This window comes from Mesorhizobium sp. M1A.F.Ca.IN.022.06.1.1 (assembly GCF_003952605.1).
GTDB lineage: Bacteria > Pseudomonadota > Alphaproteobacteria > Rhizobiales > Rhizobiaceae > Mesorhizobium.
The window spans coordinates 6,250,001-6,265,921 of the sequence record NZ_CP034455.1; the positions used below are offsets into that span (position 1 = coordinate 6,250,001).

A 15,921-nucleotide genomic window follows, 5' to 3' on the forward strand; every position below is an offset into this window, starting at 1 on the left:
CACTCCCGAAAGGTGGTCAGGAAACACCGCTTACTCCATATGAGCGGACTCGCAACTAACAGATTTGCGACTGAAGTCTCTAACGATCCCGCGCATAAGTCCTGTTGTTTAGCAGCCGTCTAAAAGGGCGGAACTTGGCGACACGAGAGCGGTTATAGAGATTGGGCGGCACGGCTTTGTCCTCCGTTTCTGCCTGCCGTCTGAAAGGCCGCGACGGAGCCCGCTCGTGAGGGCCGAGCGGGCTCTTGCCGTTCTAGTCCCGTTTCGCTGGCTATGCCGGGCTAATGACCCCGGGCGGATCCCCAATTGTGTTTTGACTATTTGGCTTGTCGGGCGCGTAAAATATCAGGTTCGCCCCGATCGGGCGGACTAACTCAGGGAGGATGTTATGAAGATGGATCGACGTAATGCTCTCGCCCTTGCTGCCACCTCGATGGCCGCCCCGCTATTGGCCGCAAAGTTCACGCCGGTAGCGGCCAAGACCTATGGTCCGACTGAGGGCAAAGAGATTTTTCCTGGCGTACGGCTAGTCGAGCGGGGGACACGAGACTCCCATATCAAGGGGTATAAGAAAATCGTTATGGAAGACGTGATTTATCAGCCGAAAGGAACCAGCCCGCTGGGGGATGTGATGGCCGACGACATGGTCTGCACGGTCACTGAAGGCGAACTGGAAGTGACCGCCGGCGATATGAAGTTCACGGCCAAGGAAGGCGACGTTTGGAGCTGCGGCAAGGGCAGTACGAAAGAGGCTGCTACGAACAATGGAACAGTGGTCGCGGTGATGCGCGTCATTAACCTGAAGGTCGCATAAGTCAGACGCGGCGCGGAAATAGCGCTTGCCAGACCAAAGGCGGCGTTTGACATGTCCATGACAACGGAGCGGCCCGGTAGCTCTGGGACTGTGTGTGTAGCGTCCACCGGGCCTTAGCCGGCAGGGGTAAGTGCCGGCGAGCCAATATATGCGCATCTTCTAATAAATGGAAATTCAGCCAAAAGGCCGAGCACGACTTGAAAACTATTCGCCAGACACCAGCCCGAAAGACCTTCACCGCAAGAGAACGTAGCCGGCCAGGCCGCTTTGTCTTTAGCCTGCTTGGAACAGATTCTTCCGCGACAGGTTCGGCGCGCCATGGAACGAAGCGATACAAGGCGCTTGCTGAACGAGATCCGCCGACAGGACGGCGCAACCTCGAACTGATCTGCGAAACCGCGCAGATCATCGCCGAAAGCGCTCGGCTGATTGAGCAATCTCGAAAGCTCTTGTCACCGGTCGGACAAGATCAGCACTAGGGCGCGGCCACTCGCCGGAACAAACGTGCACGGGCGCGGTTGGGGCAGATGGTCGTCTACAACGAAACAACGAATCCGGCGCTTACTGGTGCGCGCGGTCTATGCCCCCGCTGTCAGCAAGGGCATCTGTTTTCCGGGTTCCTGACGCTTGCGCCGCAATGCGAAGTCTGTGGCCTCGACTACTCGTTTGCGGATCCGGCCGATGGGCCCGCCTTCTTTTCGATGTCCATTGTTGCGTTCCCCGCGCTAGCTTTCGCTTTGTGGCTCCAACTCGGCTTCAACCCGCCATATTGGCTTCATGTCGTGACCACGCTGCCGCTCACAGTTGGCGCGTGCGTCCTGCTGCTTCGGCCGCTCAAGGGTTGGCTCGTCTGTTCTCAGTATTTTCACAAGGCCCAAGAGGGTTCGATCGATCGCGAATTTCATGCCCAACAGGCCGAGCGTCGGCGTGGAGCAGAGGACCTGTAGCGCTCTATTTGCGCTTGGCGGCGGGTTTCGCCGGCTTCGCCACAGGTTTCCGCCCCAGCCCGCTCGCCTTTGCCAATGCTGATCGCTGCTCCGCGTAGTTCGGCGCCACCATCGGGTAGTCCGGCTTCAGACCCCATTTGGCGCGATATTCGTCCGGAGTCAGGCCATGGTCGGTCGACAGGTGGCGCTTCAGCGACTTAAACCTCTTCCCGTCCTCAAGGCAGACGATGTGATCGGGAGATACGGAACGCTTCGGATTGACCGCAGGCTCCTGTTCGGGTTGCGCGGCGGTACCCTGGCCAATGCCAGATAGCGACGTATGGATAGAAGCGATGAGGTCGGGCAGCCCTGAGACGGGAAGGGCGTTTTTGGCTACGTAGGCCGATACTATGTCTGCGGTTAGGCTGACTAGATCGACGTTTTGGGATTCGTTCTGTTCGCCCAAGATTTTCACTCCTAATATCCGAATCTAAAGCCCACCCCTCGCAGGTCGTGTACTGCAACTCTGACAACACGCCAACGCATCTACTTCTGCCGGAGTTGAACGCCTGGGCGACCGTGGTTGAGGAACTCAACCCCGCGGGCCTCAAGCACCCGCTGCACACCCTGGACGTTCTGCGCTCGGCCGGCGATTGGTCCGGCACCGGCGGCTTCCATGCTCCTAATTGTATTGACGTTTACGCCAGCAAGGTCGGCTACGTCCTTTTGCTCAATCCCGATCAGTGCGCGGGCGGCTTTGAGTTGATTTCCGGTTGTGAGCATTCTATGCCTCTCAGATTGCGATTTCTAGTTACCATACCCAGAAAGCCGTTGACAACCTCTAATCCCCGTTTTAGGTTATTAGACATAGTAAATCAGTTCTGATCACCAGAAACGGGAGAAGTTCAAATGCCGAACAAACTTGTTCGGGCAGCCGTCGGAGGCGTGTCCGATTATCCCCACAATCCCCAGCCGAATGGCTTTGTACGTAACCTGCTGATGCGCTGGTCTTCGCGTGCGAAATACGCCCCCGCCACTGAAAAGTTTGTACAGGAGAGTTTCATGAACCAGCATGTCGATCGCCGCGCCCTTCTGGCGTCTTCAGCGGCTGCCACTGCGGCCTTGGCCGTAGTGGTTAGCGCCGAAGAGGCGCATGCAGGCGAAACGCCGACTTCCGGTGCCCTGACCGCACGGATCGGCGAGCATCCTGATGCTGAACTGTTCCGGCTCGAAAGCGAAATGGAGGTCGCCTCTGCTCGCTTGAAGAAAATTGAGCGTTCCCAGAGCAGGAAGAGCAAGAAAGCTGAAAAGGCAGCCGGTCCTCGGCCGCTTCATCCTCACGACTGGAAGGCGCCAGCAATGCCGGACGACCTCTCGGAAATACATCAATCGGCGCTGCAGAAGGCTACCGTAGCAGATCTTAAGCATGACCAATGGCGCCCGGCACCGGTCGCGGCTTGGCAAGAGCAAGTGGATCGGGAGCGGGATTTGGTAAAGGCCGAATGGGATCGATTTTGCGAGAGGCTCGCAGAGCAGAACCGTCTACTTGGCTATAACGTAGAGGAAGCGGAGTTCAATGCTGCCTGTGATCACGAGTGGCAGATCGGAATGAGCATTTTCGCAGTACCCGCACATACCATCGACGGCATGATGGTGAAGCTTAGGGCGAGCGACACGCTGAGGCTGGAAGATTTTGCCAATGCAAACGAGGCGTACGCTTCCATTGCGGCGGACATTCGTCGTCTAGCCGGCGAGGGGGCAAAGATTTCCTCGCCACTTCCCGATGGACGATGATTCCCGCGGAGTATGGGAACGATTCCACCTCCCGCTACCGAGGGCCATGATGACGGCGGCGGGACTCAACCTCATGAAATACTCCGACTTGTGACCATCTGATCGAATAAGGCCCGGCTGTTTAGGTGGCCGGGCCTATTCAGTGGAGATCTACTCGCCCTCCAGAATCGTTCTTCACCGGGCCCCACATGCCGCCCGTGAAACTGTCGCTATCGGCGATCTGCAGGATGTTCGGCGGATCGTCGCGGTATCTCTCGCCAAACCAGCCTTCATATTCGATTTGAATCGGAAATTCCGCTTGAGCCTTCCAAAAGCTCTTTTTCGGTATTCTGTGTGTTAGCCCAAAAGAGCACGTTGTCTGGGCACCGTTTTGTAGGAGGCGGATCACCATTGAAGGCTCGAAGCAGGCAAGCCAATAGCCTCGCGTCTCTGCATCGGCACCGGCACCGAGGGCGGCTTCTAGCGCTGCCTGGTCGCGCACCACCAATCTGATGTTCCTCGCTGGAATCGAGCCTGAATTCAGCACGACGAGGTTATAGGCGATGCCGTCATTCCCGCCATGATGGGTCTGAACCATCGCCGTTACGATTGGTCGGAACTGGCGCCGCCAAAAGAAAACGGACATCCCAAGCGCTATTATCGAAACAATCAGCGCCACAATAGACACGGCCAGTTCGGCGGTCATGTCGTGCTCCTAGTCGCTCCACTGGATCTTGCTGCCGCGCAGGTGCTGTGTGTCGGCTGCGAACTGGAGTTGCGCCAAGACGGCGCTGCGCTCGGCAAGAATCTGGAACGCCTGGTGATATGATCGACCGCGCTTGAGCAGCTCGCCAGCATAATTCCCCAGCGGCTGAGGCATCTTCCGAAGTTCCGGGGATATTTGCTGGAGCCCCAGTGCGATCATTCGAGACCCCTGCGTCGAGAACATGCTGCTACGCTTTATGGTATGCAACGCGGCCTTTGATTCGCAATGTTATGCCGCGGTCGCTGGGGCCGCTTCGCTTCCGCGCAGCAGGCTTTGTTTGTCTGCATCAACTGAACGAGTTATGAATCAGGTTATGAATTGAAGACTGGACTCTACAAAAGCGAAGCGTTTTCAATTGCTTGCGCAAAAAACTGGCGGAGGGAGTGGGATTCGAACCCACGGTGAGCTTGCGCCCACGCCGGTTTTCAAGACCGGTGCCTTAAACCGCTCGGCCATCCCTCCAACTAACTGCTTTTGCTCAACTTTTTCGTTCTAGCTGGTTCGCTAACACGGCCGGTTGCTACGCAAATTGCAACTATTTGGCTTTCCGTTCGCTGCTTATAGCTGCCTGCAACGCGGCGTCAACTTGCTCCGCAGCGTCGGCCTGCATTCCAGGCATGACGTGCGAATAAAGGTCCAGCGTAATGCCGATGGTCGAATGTCCCAAGCGCTCGCTGGCGACCTTCGGATGAACACCAGATGACAGCATCTGCGTGGCATGGGTATGCCGTAGATCGTGGAACCGGATGCGGGGCAAGGCGGTGTTGCCGAGGACGCGAACCCACTCATGCGTAAGCGAGCGCGGCTGTATCGGCGATCCGTCGACTTGGGCGACCACGAAACTGTCGGCGTCGGGGCGGATGCCAAGACGAAGCAGTTCCTCTGCCTGCCGCGCGCGGTGCGCCTTCAGCTCGGCGACGGTGCTGGCTGACAGAGCGACGGTCCTAGCCCTGCCGCTCTTCGGTTCTTTGTATCGGACGCCGTCGTCGGTCTGCTCGGCGCTCTGCTCGATCGAGAGCCGGCGGAGATTGTCGCCAAGCTCGACATGGCGCCAACGCAAGGCAAGGATTTCGCCACGGCGAAGGCCGCACGTCACCGCCAGCAAAACCGGAATGTACATGCGCGTCGGCCGGAGCGTTTCCAATAGGGCGGCCGTCTGCTCGACGGTGTAGGCAAGCATCTTCTTGCGCTCGACCTTCGGCGGCGTCGTGGCGGTAGCCGGGTTCTTTGTCAGCCGCTCCCACGTCACCGCCTGTCCTAACGCTCTGATGAGGACTCGCCGGTAGTGATGGACGGTGCGCGGAGACAAGGGCGGAAGGGCCTTTGGCGGCTCGCCGTCCTTCTGCTTGCGGTGGTCGACGCGCGGCGTCGTCAGAGCCGTGGTGAATGCGGCGTCGATGCGGTCGGTCTTTAGCTTGGAAAGGATCACGCTGCCGATCAGTGGTGCCAATCCCTTGCGGCATATCTCGGCGTATCTCTCATGCGTCTTTGGAGCGACCGACGGCTTGATGAACGTCAGCCACTCGTCCAGAAATTCGGCCACGGTCTGCTTCGTGGGCTCTGTGTACGTGCCGGCATCTAGTTCGGCGATCAGGCGAGCGGCTTCCTTTTGCGCCTCTCGCTTCGTGCCGGTGAAGGAATGCCACTTGCGCTTCTTCTTGCCGGTCTTGGGATCGACCTCGCCGACATCGAGGACGATGGCGAAATGGCCGGGGCTGCGTTCACGAATGTGGCCTTTCATGGCGATGCCTCTCAGAAGGGAATCTCGTCATCCAGTTCGCTGGGCTTGGGTTTCGGCTTGGTAGGGATGGGCCACTCCGGCGCGGCAAGTTTCGCGTTCCGCAGCGCCTCCTGCATCGCCTTGCCCGCGGCGAAATAGTCTGCCTGCTTGCTGTCATCATGGATCTGGATGAACTCGTCGATCCGTGACCAAAGCACGTCCACATAGTAGTTGAGGAAGCGGCTCCGATCGTGCGAGGCCCAGAAGAAGGGCCAATGCTCCTTTGCGAAAGCAAGTCGCCTGTCCTCCTCATAAGTAGGGAAAAACTCCGGGCGTTCGGCCATACGGAGGGCGCGACATCCATCGCTAACATCCCAGAACTGCTGCCAACTATCGGGCTGGTCCGGGTATCGTGGATCGGCAACCGTTTCCTGGGACGCCGCGGCAACGATGGCCCTCTCGACAACAGTTGTGATCGATTGGCCTTTCAGGCGCGAAAGATATTCCAGGATGAACCGGGTCTTCGGATCGAGGCGAATTGTAAGCGTTCCGGTCTTCCCACCACGCTTCGCGTCTTCCGCCATGCCAAATTCTCCTTTGTAATGCCATAGCGCTACACGGAAATAGATTGAAGCGCAATCTTGTCCGGTCGAAACCCGCAGAAAACCGGGGATAACTCTAATTTCCGGCACTGTCTGGCCTTGTGGTCTGTCCTTGCGGAACGTACTATATGTGCAGTGCTTATTCGTATTCCAAACCGGAACAAACAGGGGCGTAGAAATGACGCTTGAAGACGCATTGAGCCGACCAACTATTTCAGTGACCGATGCCGGAGCAGTGTTTTACGGCCTCAGCCGCAATGGCTCTTATGACGCTGCCAAGAGGGGTGACTTCGAAACCATTCGGCTTGGCGGGAGGATAGTTGTGCCGGTGGCACCAATCGCCGCGAAGCTCGGGTTGAGGATGAACCTCAGTGGTCAGAAGGGCATCGCTGCATGAAGTACAGCATAGTCTTGAAGGTTGAGCCCGATGGGGCGACGATGCGGCTGGACGGCCGAGTCGCATGGGCGATGAAGCAACTCGTCAACGCCGGCAAAGGCGGCTGTACGCCTATCACGCATCCCGGGCCGCGCTGGTCCGACTATGTATTCAAGGCCCGTGCCCTGGGCTTCGTCATCGAGACGGTCCACGAAGCGCACGCCGGCCAATTTCCGGGCCATCATGCCCGGTATGTCCTGCACACCGACGTCACCATCCTCGAAGACATGGCTGTCGCCGCATGACGGAGCCGAAAGCGGTAACGGATAGCGGCGACGTCCAAGCCGCCGCGCAATGGCTCGCCACTGGCGGCGCTGACAGGACTAAGGCGGCGGTGCCGCAACTCCGTCAGCGGTTTGGTCTGACAGCGGCCGAGGCGGTCGCTGCGATCAGGGAAAGCAACCTCATTCAGGCGAGGGCGCATTGAGCGGCGTCTTCGCGGAATGGCAACCAGTCTACGCTGAACACGGCATTGCTACCTTTCCGGTGTCGATCGTCGGTAAGGACAAGAAGCCAGCCGTGAAGGGCTATCTGAAGCTCGGCTCAAAGGTGAGCGGGCAACTGGCGATCAAGTTTCCTGGGCACGATGCCATCGGCCTTGCGTGCAAGCGTAACAAGATAACCGTCCTTGATGTCGACACGACTGACGAACGCGTCCTGGCCGATGGCCTCGCCAAGCATGGCCCGACGCCTTTCATTGTCAGAAGCGGGTCGGGCAACTTTCAGGCTTGGTATAGGCGCAACGGTGAAGGCAGGCGCATCCGTCCCGATCCGGCTGTTCCGGTCGACATCCTTGGTGACGGATACGTGGTGGCACCGCCGTCGCGCGGCTCGCGCGGCATCTACGAGATCATCGCCGGCAAGCTGGACGACCTGGGCGGCCTGCCGGTCATGCGGTCCTTGCAGGTGGCTGCGCCCATACCCCTGACCAACGACAACGCGCCGGGAGTGGATCTGTCCACCACGGTGGACATTTCGCCGCCGGCCCGCGTGTCCCAAACCCGAGAAGGCAACCGCAACGACACGCTGTGGCGGCAGTCCATGATATTCGCCCGCCACTGCGGAAACATCGAAGAGCTGATGGGAGCAGCCATGCAATACAACCGAGAAGAACTGCGCCCGGCGCTCCCGGCCGAAGAGGTCTTGAAGATAGTGGCTTCCGCCTGGGGCTACGAGGTCGAGGGCAAGAACTGGTTCGGCTACGGGCCTCGGGTGGTGTTTGCGGCTGATGAAGTCGACAACCTCATGGACGACAGCCCGGACGCCTTCATCCTGCTCACCAAGATCCGGCGTCACCACTGGGGCCGCGACTTCGTCATCGCTAATGCCATGGCGGAACAAATGCCCGGCGGCGGCTGGCGGCGGCATCGGTTCGCTGCTGCGCGCCAATACCTGATCGACAAGGGCGAAGTCGAGGAAGTCAGGCCGGCAAGCCGTCAACACGGCCCCGCCGTCTACAGGCTCAAGGGTGGACGAAAATGAACACCAATAAGAAACAGACACCCTTCTCCTGTCCTTTTTCCTTCCTTTTCCCTGTGAGGGCAAGAGACGGGGCACCCCTCAAGTCACGTGTAGGGCTCAGCTTTTTGGCCGTTGGTTATCCCCCCGGTTAACCCGGGGCTTATCCGGACGGCTCGGCGAATGATCGGCGAACGAGGCACGAATGAGCGACGACCTATCGGAAGATGAAATTCAGCGCATGGCCGAAAAGCTGCTGGCCGGCTACCAGCCGGCATCGGCGCTGTCCGGCTTGGACCCGGCCGAAATCCGGATGGCGCGGCGGCTGCTTGGGCGGTCGAACACCGAACGGCTGTCAATCACGGGCCGGGACGAACGCTTCAAATATCGGCGGCCGGTCCACCAGATTGAATACTACCGGGGCGGTCGGGGCTGGGCGGTAGACCTGCTGGAAAACGGCAAGCGTCAGACGTTCAAGGCTCGGCTGAGCGACAACCAGCTGCGCATCGTGCTCGACGAGATCAGGAAGAAGGGCGTGCCGATCCGGCATTTCGAGACCGAAGCGGAGAAGCAGGACAGGCTGGAGCAGCAGCTCCGCCTGGAAGAGCGAGCGCGCCGGCTGGAGACCAACCCGACCGAAAAAGACCCGCCGGTGCGAAGCGCGCGCTTCGACATCCTCAACAACCTGAAGGACTTCCGCCCATGACCAACAGTTTTCCCGCATCGCGACGGAATCAAAACGGGCTGAGGTTGGCGAGCGCCGTCCAGCCGATCGAACGTTCGATCCCGCCTGGGCTCGTTATCTACGCCGACGGTTGCTGCGAGCCGAACCCGGGGGCAGGGGGATGGGGCTATGCTGTGTATCTCGACGAACAGGAGGTGGCCTCTGCCTGTGGCGGCTCCCACGAGTCTACCAACCAACGGATGGAACTTACGGCGGTTTTAGAGGCGCTGGCCTGGGTGACCAACAACCAGCCCAAGCGGTTGCCGCGTCTGTTCTCGGACAGCGCCTATACGGTGAACGGCTGCAACGACTGGCGGCACAAGTGGCGGATGATGGGCTGGCGTAGGGGAGGGCCAAACGCCAAGGCGGAGAATTCGAATATTGCCAACCTTGATCTTTGGCAGATGCTCGACGGCGCACTGACGCAACATCCCGTCACGCTTGAATGGTGCAAAGGCCACGCCGGCATCATCGGCAATGAGCGCGCTGACGAACTCGCACTGATCGGGCGCGATATGGTGTTGGTCAACCAACCGGCACCGACGCCATCGCAGCTCGACATGATCCGCCAACAGTTGGCTCCCCGCGCATGACATGGAAGTTCGAATGACAGACAGGCCACACGGTCACGTGCCGTTTTACCGGTTCTCGTCCTTCAACAAGAAGGGCGGGAAGACACACCCGCGCGTAGCTCGGACGCGAAACCGCATTCTCGACCTTTGGGAGGGGATGGCCAGCTATTCGACCATTGCCGAGGAATTGGACATCTCCATCAGCACCGTGGTCGAGTGCATCGCCCGGGCCAAGCGGCTCAAAGATCCTCGTGCCGATCGGCCATACCGACACCGGAAGATCCAGATCGCAGAAAAGCGCCGTCGTGAGATAAGGCGGCTGCTCGACGACGGCTGCCGGCCGCGGGAAATTGCCAAGCGTCTAGGAGTTTCCAAGCGCCTCGTTCTAATCAGGATGAAGGAAGGCGGAAATGGCTAGACCAACCTCGTTCACGCAAGAGATTGCCGATAGAATCTGCGAGCAACTTGCCGACGGCAAAAGCCTGCGGTCGATCTGCCTTGCCGATGACATGCCGGATAGGGTGACTGTGCATCGCTGGCTGCTCGATCCGGCGCGCGAGGCGTTCTGCAACCAGTACACGCGTGCGCGCGAGATGCAGGCCGACACCCATGTCGACGAGATGCAGGACATCGCCGATGACGGCAGCAACGACTACATCACGAAAACCAATGCGGACGGCTCGACCACCGAACAGGTCAACAGTGAGCACATCCAGCGGTCCAGGCTTCGCATCGATACGCGCAAATGGGTGGCGGAGCGCATGAGGCCCAAGAAGTACGGCAGCAAGGTTGCCCTGACCGATGGCGACGGCGGCCCGCTCGTAGTGCAGGTGCTGAAGCTTTCGGAAGCCAATGCCGACAATCCAGCTTCCGAATAACGGCTGGCGTCCGCGCCGGTATCAGCGCAAGGCCTGGGACACATGGGAGCGGGGCTGCAAGCGCCAGCTCCTGTTCTGGCACCGCCGCGCCGGCAAGGACGAAATCAATTTGAACATGCACGCGGTGTCCGCCCACGAGCGGCCCGGCACCTACTGGCACATGCTGCCCGAGGCCGCACAGGCGCGTAAAGCGATCTGGAACGCGGTCAACCCGCACAGCGGCAAGCGTCGCCTGTTTGAGGCCTTCCCTGAAGTGCTGATCGAAAACATGAACGACAATGAGATGTTCGTTCGGTTTAAGGTCGGCTCGACGTTCCAGGTGGTAGGCTCGGACAATTTCAACAGCCTGGTCGGCTCGCCGCCGGTCGGCATCACGTTTTCGGAATGGGCGCTGGCCAACCCGGCAGCATGGGCCTACCTCTCGCCGATCCTGGCTGAAAATGGCGGATGGGCATCGTTCATCACCACGCCGCGCGGCAACAATCACGCCAAGGGCATGCTCGACAAGGTCAAGAGCAACGTCTTCGACCCGGTGACAAACCCGCGCGGCTGGTTCAGCGAGGTGCTGTCAGCCGACGACACTATCGCCATCGACAAGGCGACGATCGAAGAGCAGCGCGACGTGTACGAAGGCCTGTTCGGCAAGGAAATGGCCGACATGCTGATTGAGCAGGAATATTTCTGTTCGTTCTCAGGCGCGCTGATCGGCTCTTATTGGGGCGCCGAAATATCTCGGGCAGAGCGCGCGTTGCGCATCGGCACGCCGTTCGACATCGATTGCCGGCATCCGGTGCATACGGCATGGGATCTCGGCAAGGCATCGAACAATCCGATCTGGTGTTTTCAGGTCATCGACGGCGTGCCGCTGATCGTCGACTTCTACGTGCCGGACAGTGAAGACCTGTCCGATTGGTGCAAGTGGCTGGACGAACAGGGCTACCACGGCAACGACTACGTGCCGCACGACATCCTGCATCCGCAGTGGGGGACGAAGCGCACGCGCCTCGACACGCTGAAGGACCATGGGCGCAAGCCGAAGATGGTTGGCCTGGTGAGCCTGGCCGAAGGCAACAACGCCGGCCTGCAAACGATCAAGATGGCGCGCTTCAGGACGACCGAACGCGTGGCAGACGGCATCGAGGGCCTGAAGGCTTACCGGCGCGAGTATGACGACGAGAAGAAGTCGTTCCGCGACATCCCGGTCAAGAATTGGGCCGAGCACTACGCATCAGCATTCCGCTATCTCGGCCTCGCGTGGCGGCAGGCGGTTGCCGAGGTGAAGAAGCCCGAAGGCGACAAGGGTGCGTATGTTGGGCAGCCGGATGGCACGATACGCAGCCAGCAGACCGTCAAGGAGGCCGTCGACGCGATGGTAAGGCGGAGGCGTGCTCGCGCAGGTGCTTGAATTAGCGGCTATAGCCCCCATCACACAGAAAGGGCCCGGCGGATAGAGCGCCGGGCCAATCTAGAGATGCAGCGACGGGGTTTAGGGGTAGCCGCTGCACGAGCCGCCATCATCCTACTTTAGCATATGCTTGGCAACTGAAATGCGGTCGACGCCGTGACGGCGACGCGCTCGCGGTTAGCGTCCAATGGAACCGATCACGCGTCCGTGAGTTGTGTATCCAGTGGTCGATCCCTCGGGGGTGTTAGCCGCTAGATTGCAGGAAGCCCGTCGCCTACGCTTATTAGCTGCGACGGGCTTTTTATGAGTTACGCCTAAAGTTCGGGTGTCGGTCGCCGCAAGGTGGCCCATATCCAGACTTGCCCCACTGCCAAACGGGGCAAAGTCCCGGCCTGCCTGCCCACGTCCCCCGACCCCCGCAGGCCGGGCACCCTTGAGCCGGGCCGTTTTGCTGGACTTTATTAGCTAAGTCTTAGAAAATGTTAATGTCAGTCGCTCTGGAGGTGGCGCATAATACGTGCCTGCCCCGGCTCGGAACGGGGTAAGGGCCCGGCCTGCTCTCCAAGTCCCCCCGACCCCCGCGACAGGCCGGGCATCATTCAAGCGGCTTAGAGTTTCGCTTTGCCGGCACCATCATTGCGCCAATCGATAGATTGGAGCAGCTATGCCGCGCGCTGGTGGTGTCTACTCAGCCCCTCCGGGTACCAAGGGCAGCCCAAACACGACGATCGAGAGCGCGAAGTACAATGCGCTAGTCGATGACTTGGTAGCGGATGCAAACGCGGCCCGGCCGGTGACGTCTGGCGGCTCCGGATCCAGTACGGCGGTCGGTGGCGCGGATAATCTCAGCGCAGCCGGCGCAGACATGGCATCGGCCGCGACTGTCAACCTGGCAAACAGCACAGGTACGCTCATCAACATCACAGGCACGGTCACGATCACGGCGCTTGGAACTGTGGCGGCTGGCGCTGAGCGCGACCTGGTGTTTGCTGGTGCGCTGACGCTCACGCACAACGCTACCAGCCTCATCCTTCCCGGCGGCGCGAACATCACCACGGCGGCAGGCGATGTAGCGCGGATGCGGTCGCTTGGCGGTGGCAATTGGCGCTGCTTGTCCTACCAGCGAGCGAACGGAGCAGCCATTGCTATCGCGCCAAACACGACCATCGTTACCCCGACGCTGACGCTCAAGCAAAGCGCAGCGCCCACGCCGACGGCAGAGGGTGATATCCAGTGGGACACTGACGAAAACGTGCTTGTCATCGGTGACGGCGCTGCGCAGCAAATATTCGCTCCGCTGCCTGCCTCCGTCGCTGCCGGCGATGTGTTCTACGCCACTGGCGCGAAGGCGCTCGCCCGACTTCCGAAAGGCACCGCTGGCCAGGTTCTGCAAATGAATGCGGGGGTCACGGCGCCCCAGTGGGTGACGCCTGCCTTGAGCAAGTCCTACGAAAGCCCGGCGCAGGCTATTACATCGAGCGGCTCTTTCGCGGTAGCCCACGGCTTCGGGGTAAAGCCGAAGCTAGTCGAAGTGTCGCTTATCTGCGTTACTGCCCAAGGTGGCTTCACCGCTGGTGAGGAGCTTTATATCGGCTCCCCCACTCGCTACGACGGAAACGACGGCAGCGGTTCCTCGGTTGGTTGGACCATGAAAGTGGACACCACTAACATTAGCGTGAAATACGGCAGCAACGTGCTCCCGGCCATCGTCAATTTCACCTCTGCCGCCGACAGCAATCTGTCGGAGGCGAACTGGAACATGGTTGTGAGGGCTTGGGCCTAACACGGCTCACCAAACACGCCAGGCGATCAAGCGGCTTAGAGTTTCGCTGCTCGCGCATACAGGATGGCGCCCATCGTCAACGGAGCCGTCGATGGACCGGAACTTTGCGCGCTCGCTTGCTCTCGTCCTGAAGTCGGAAGGCGGATGGTCGGACAACGCTGCCGATCCGGGTGGGGCGACCATGAAAGGCGTGACGCTTACCAACTTCCGCCGTTACGTCAAAGCCGATGCCACTAAGGCCGATCTGAAGAAGATCACGGATGACCAGGTGGCGACGGTTTACCGCCGGTTCTATTGGGACGCGATTGCGGGCGCCGAGCTGCCCGACGGCGTCGACTATGCCGTGTTTGACTTTGCGGTAAACAGCGGGCCGGGCAGGGCAGCGAAATACCTTCAGGCGGCCTGCGGCGTCGGCGTCGTCCAGGATGGACGCATTGGGCCTGCTACGCTCGCCGCAGTGCGTGCCAAGCCGGCAGGCGTCTTGATCGACACAATCTGCAATGCCCGGCTCAAGTTCCTCGAGCGCGTGCCGACCTGGCCGACCTTCGGGAAGGGGTGGCAGCGGCGCGTCGTGGCCGTGCGCATCCAAGCGATGCTGATGACCACGCCCGCAACTCCGCCAGCGCCCGCCCCGAGCCCCGTTGCGCTCACACCGCCACCGGCGGCGCCGCAGCTTCCTACGCCCGCCAAAGAGCGCAATCCATTCTGGGCCGCGCTCTTCGCCATCCTCAAACGGATCTTCGGAAGGACATGACCATGTGGAGCAAAATCCGCGCCTGGTTCAAGGATTCCGAGACCATCGCCTGGGCTCGGCTTCAGATGCTCGGCGGCGCTATCCTGACGGTGCTCAGCGCGACCGACCCGAGCCTGTTCAACCAGTACATCCCTGATCGCTGGCTGCCGCTCTACATCGTGGGCTCTGGCATCCTGACGGAAGCTCTGCGGCGCATCCGTGCAAAGGACATGTGAGATGGTCGAGATTGCCACCGCACTCCTTGCGCAGATTGCGCCCTATGTCCTGGCAGCCGGCGGCGCGCTTATCGCCGCTATCGTCTGGGGGTTTCAGCAGCGCATAGCTGGCGCACGGGCTGAGCGCGCCAAGCAGGCGGCCCAAGAGGCAAGGGCCCGCGATATTGCCGACCAGGTGCAGAATGATGTTGGCGCCTTGCCGACTGATGCCGCCCGAAAGGAGCTGGGCACATGGTCAAAGGACTGACGCTCGCGATTCTGATGGCGCTCGCAGGCTGCACCACGCCCAAGGGTGGTTTCTGCGCGGTTTCCTCGCCGATCCGCCTTTCAGCCGCAGCCGTCGCCGATTTGTCTGACGGAGAGGCTAGGGCGATCCTCGCTCACAACCGCAAAGGCGCCGCCCTGTGCGGCTGGAGGCCTTGATGCACGAACTTCTCGACTTCCTTGGAATTAAGGCGCCAGTGCTGATTGCGGGCCTCTCCGGCGGCATTCTGCGAGCATTGTCCCGCCACCGCTACAAGCTCCGGGAGATGTTCGCTTCGCCGATCTGCGGCGCATTGGCGGCGGCATATCTGACCCTGCCAGCGGTCGCTTGGTTCAAGACCAGTGGCTTGCCACTGCCCGACACAGCAGACGACACCACAACGCTTGCTGGCGCCTTCCTCATCGGAGTGTCGGCGATGTGGATTTCGGACATCGTGTTCGAGTTGATTGTGCGGAAACTCAAGGTGGCACCGGACGAATAATTTGGATGCGTCGTCGCCGGCTCTAGAGCCCGCTAAGGCGTTTGAAAAATCTCGCCTTGGTCCTCCTCAGGCGTGCACAGCCGGCAAGTGCCAGGCGGATCTTCGTAAACCCCGCAACTCCCGCCAGTCCGAATAATGACCCTTCTCACAGCAGCGCCCTCGTCGGCAGCAAGAACTGCTATCCCCTTTAGGTCACCAATGTCCTTCCCATTGTTAGCAGTGGAAATCACCATTTTCGCAAAAGCATCCAGCGCTTTGGCGAAGGTGTCATGTGCATTGGTCAGAGCTTCACGGTTTTGGTCCATTTAACCCTCCTTGTCGCGCGACTCCTTAGATCGGCAGAACGCAC

24 protein-coding genes and 1 tRNA gene are annotated in these 15,921 nt (G+C 60.2%); 18 read left to right on the top strand and 7 right to left on the bottom strand.

Annotation, left to right across the window (positions count from 1 at the left end):
- Window positions 1-388 precede the first annotated feature (388 nt).
- The 3 genes from EJ078_RS29805 to EJ078_RS29815 all read left to right on the top strand — a co-directional run bounded on the left by EJ078_RS29805 (window position 389) and on the right by EJ078_RS29815 (window position 1,761).
- Window positions 389-814 (top strand): hypothetical protein, encoded by a 426-nt coding sequence (locus EJ078_RS29805; RefSeq protein WP_208721008.1) that lies wholly within the window; start codon window positions 389-391, stop codon window positions 812-814.
- 197 nt (window positions 815-1,011) lie between these two features.
- Entirely contained in the window at window positions 1,012-1,293 is a 282-nt protein-coding gene (locus tag EJ078_RS29810) for a hypothetical protein (protein ID WP_208721009.1), read from the top strand.
- A gap of 48 nt (window positions 1,294-1,341) precedes the next feature.
- Window positions 1,342-1,761: a DUF983 domain-containing protein gene (locus tag EJ078_RS29815; protein WP_208721010.1), complete on the top strand. Its 420-nt coding sequence runs from the start codon at window positions 1,342-1,344 to the stop codon at window positions 1,759-1,761.
- 4 nt (window positions 1,762-1,765) lie between these two features.
- On the opposite strand, the gene EJ078_RS29820 is transcribed toward EJ078_RS29815, so the two are convergent.
- Window positions 1,766-2,206, bottom strand: coding sequence for a MucR family transcriptional regulator (locus EJ078_RS29820; protein WP_208721011.1), 441 nt, complete (start codon window positions 2,204-2,206; stop codon window positions 1,766-1,768).
- A 443-nt stretch (window positions 2,207-2,649) separates the two neighbouring features.
- Here EJ078_RS29820 and EJ078_RS29825 point away from each other — a divergent pair, with 443 nt between their 5' ends.
- Window positions 2,650-3,534 carry a hypothetical protein gene (locus EJ078_RS29825; RefSeq protein WP_208721012.1) on the top strand — a complete coding sequence of 295 codons (885 nt, stop codon included), beginning with the start codon at window positions 2,650-2,652 and terminating at the stop codon, window positions 3,532-3,534.
- Between the two features lie 139 nt (window positions 3,535-3,673).
- Here EJ078_RS29825 and EJ078_RS29830 read toward each other — a convergent pair whose 3' ends face one another.
- The 5 genes from EJ078_RS29830 to EJ078_RS29850 form a co-directional block, all read right to left on the bottom strand.
- Window positions 3,674-4,219, bottom strand: coding sequence for a hypothetical protein (locus EJ078_RS29830; RefSeq protein WP_127325400.1), 546 nt, complete (start codon window positions 4,217-4,219; stop codon window positions 3,674-3,676).
- Between the two features lie 9 nt (window positions 4,220-4,228).
- Window positions 4,229-4,438 carry a hypothetical protein gene (locus EJ078_RS29835; RefSeq protein WP_208721013.1) on the bottom strand — a complete coding sequence of 70 codons (210 nt, stop codon included), beginning with the start codon at window positions 4,436-4,438 and terminating at the stop codon, window positions 4,229-4,231.
- 213 nt (window positions 4,439-4,651) lie between these two features.
- Window positions 4,652-4,741: transfer RNA gene (locus tag EJ078_RS29840), tRNA-Ser, on the bottom strand.
- A 73-nt stretch (window positions 4,742-4,814) separates the two neighbouring features.
- Window positions 4,815-6,020 (bottom strand): tyrosine-type recombinase/integrase, encoded by a 1,206-nt coding sequence (locus tag EJ078_RS29845; RefSeq protein WP_127216840.1) that lies wholly within the window; start codon window positions 6,018-6,020, stop codon window positions 4,815-4,817.
- 11 nt (window positions 6,021-6,031) lie between these two features.
- The gene (locus tag EJ078_RS29850) at window positions 6,032-6,583 is read right to left on the bottom strand and encodes a hypothetical protein (RefSeq protein ID WP_127404143.1); all 552 of its coding nucleotides are present in this window, start codon (window positions 6,581-6,583) and stop codon (window positions 6,032-6,034) included.
- A gap of 196 nt (window positions 6,584-6,779) precedes the next feature.
- Between EJ078_RS29850 and EJ078_RS29855 the strand changes: the two genes are divergently transcribed.
- From EJ078_RS29855 to EJ078_RS29920, 14 genes are all read left to right on the top strand, one after another.
- On the top strand, window positions 6,780-6,998 hold the full coding sequence (locus EJ078_RS29855; protein ID WP_127216842.1) for a DNA-binding protein: 219 nt from the start codon (window positions 6,780-6,782) through the stop codon (window positions 6,996-6,998).
- Entirely contained in the window at window positions 6,995-7,282 is a 288-nt protein-coding gene (locus tag EJ078_RS29860; RefSeq protein ID WP_127216843.1) for a hypothetical protein, read from the top strand. The genes EJ078_RS29855 and EJ078_RS29860 overlap by 4 nt, the downstream gene beginning before the upstream one ends.
- Entirely contained in the window at window positions 7,279-7,464 is a 186-nt protein-coding gene (locus EJ078_RS29865; RefSeq protein WP_127216844.1) for a hypothetical protein, read from the top strand. Before EJ078_RS29860 ends, EJ078_RS29865 begins: the two co-directional genes overlap by 4 nt.
- Entirely contained in the window at window positions 7,461-8,519 is a 1,059-nt protein-coding gene (locus tag EJ078_RS29870; RefSeq protein WP_127404144.1) for a bifunctional DNA primase/polymerase, read from the top strand. Before EJ078_RS29865 ends, EJ078_RS29870 begins: the two co-directional genes overlap by 4 nt.
- A gap of 217 nt (window positions 8,520-8,736) precedes the next feature.
- Window positions 8,737-9,201: a hypothetical protein gene (locus tag EJ078_RS29875; protein ID WP_128294607.1), complete on the top strand. Its 465-nt coding sequence runs from the start codon at window positions 8,737-8,739 to the stop codon at window positions 9,199-9,201.
- Complete coding sequence (locus EJ078_RS29880; RefSeq protein WP_127217139.1) at window positions 9,198-9,812, top strand: ribonuclease H; 615 nt, start codon at window positions 9,198-9,200, stop codon at window positions 9,810-9,812. The genes EJ078_RS29875 and EJ078_RS29880 overlap by 4 nt, the downstream gene beginning before the upstream one ends.
- 136 nt (window positions 9,813-9,948) lie before the next feature.
- Window positions 9,949-10,209 (top strand): helix-turn-helix domain-containing protein, encoded by a 261-nt coding sequence (locus EJ078_RS29885; protein WP_164750687.1) that lies wholly within the window; start codon window positions 9,949-9,951, stop codon window positions 10,207-10,209.
- The gene (locus tag EJ078_RS29890; RefSeq protein WP_127217137.1) at window positions 10,202-10,669 is read left to right on the top strand and encodes a terminase small subunit protein; all 468 of its coding nucleotides are present in this window, start codon (window positions 10,202-10,204) and stop codon (window positions 10,667-10,669) included. The genes EJ078_RS29885 and EJ078_RS29890 overlap by 8 nt, the downstream gene beginning before the upstream one ends.
- Window positions 10,644-12,074 (top strand): hypothetical protein, encoded by a 1,431-nt coding sequence (locus tag EJ078_RS29895; RefSeq protein WP_127217136.1) that lies wholly within the window; start codon window positions 10,644-10,646, stop codon window positions 12,072-12,074. The genes EJ078_RS29890 and EJ078_RS29895 overlap by 26 nt, the downstream gene beginning before the upstream one ends.
- Window positions 12,075-12,738: 664 nt before the next feature.
- Entirely contained in the window at window positions 12,739-13,857 is a 1,119-nt protein-coding gene (locus EJ078_RS29900; RefSeq protein ID WP_208721014.1) for a hypothetical protein, read from the top strand.
- Between the two features lie 91 nt (window positions 13,858-13,948).
- Window positions 13,949-14,611: a glycosyl hydrolase 108 family protein gene (locus tag EJ078_RS29905; RefSeq protein ID WP_127403881.1), complete on the top strand. Its 663-nt coding sequence runs from the start codon at window positions 13,949-13,951 to the stop codon at window positions 14,609-14,611.
- Between the two features lie 2 nt (window positions 14,612-14,613).
- A complete protein-coding gene (locus EJ078_RS29910; RefSeq protein WP_127403882.1) occupies window positions 14,614-14,826 on the top strand; it encodes a hypothetical protein in 213 nt (70 codons plus the stop codon).
- Window position 14,827: 1 nt separating this feature from the next.
- On the top strand, window positions 14,828-15,073 hold the full coding sequence (locus EJ078_RS29915) for an ABC transporter permease (protein WP_245459022.1): 246 nt from the start codon (window positions 14,828-14,830) through the stop codon (window positions 15,071-15,073).
- Window positions 15,074-15,248: 175 nt separating this feature from the next.
- A complete protein-coding gene (locus tag EJ078_RS29920; RefSeq protein ID WP_208720985.1) occupies window positions 15,249-15,572 on the top strand; it encodes a hypothetical protein in 324 nt (107 codons plus the stop codon).
- A 32-nt stretch (window positions 15,573-15,604) separates the two neighbouring features.
- Here EJ078_RS29920 and EJ078_RS29925 read toward each other — a convergent pair whose 3' ends face one another.
- Window positions 15,605-15,877: a hypothetical protein gene (locus tag EJ078_RS29925; protein WP_208721015.1), complete on the bottom strand. Its 273-nt coding sequence runs from the start codon at window positions 15,875-15,877 to the stop codon at window positions 15,605-15,607.
- Window positions 15,878-15,921: the final 44 nt, after the last annotated feature.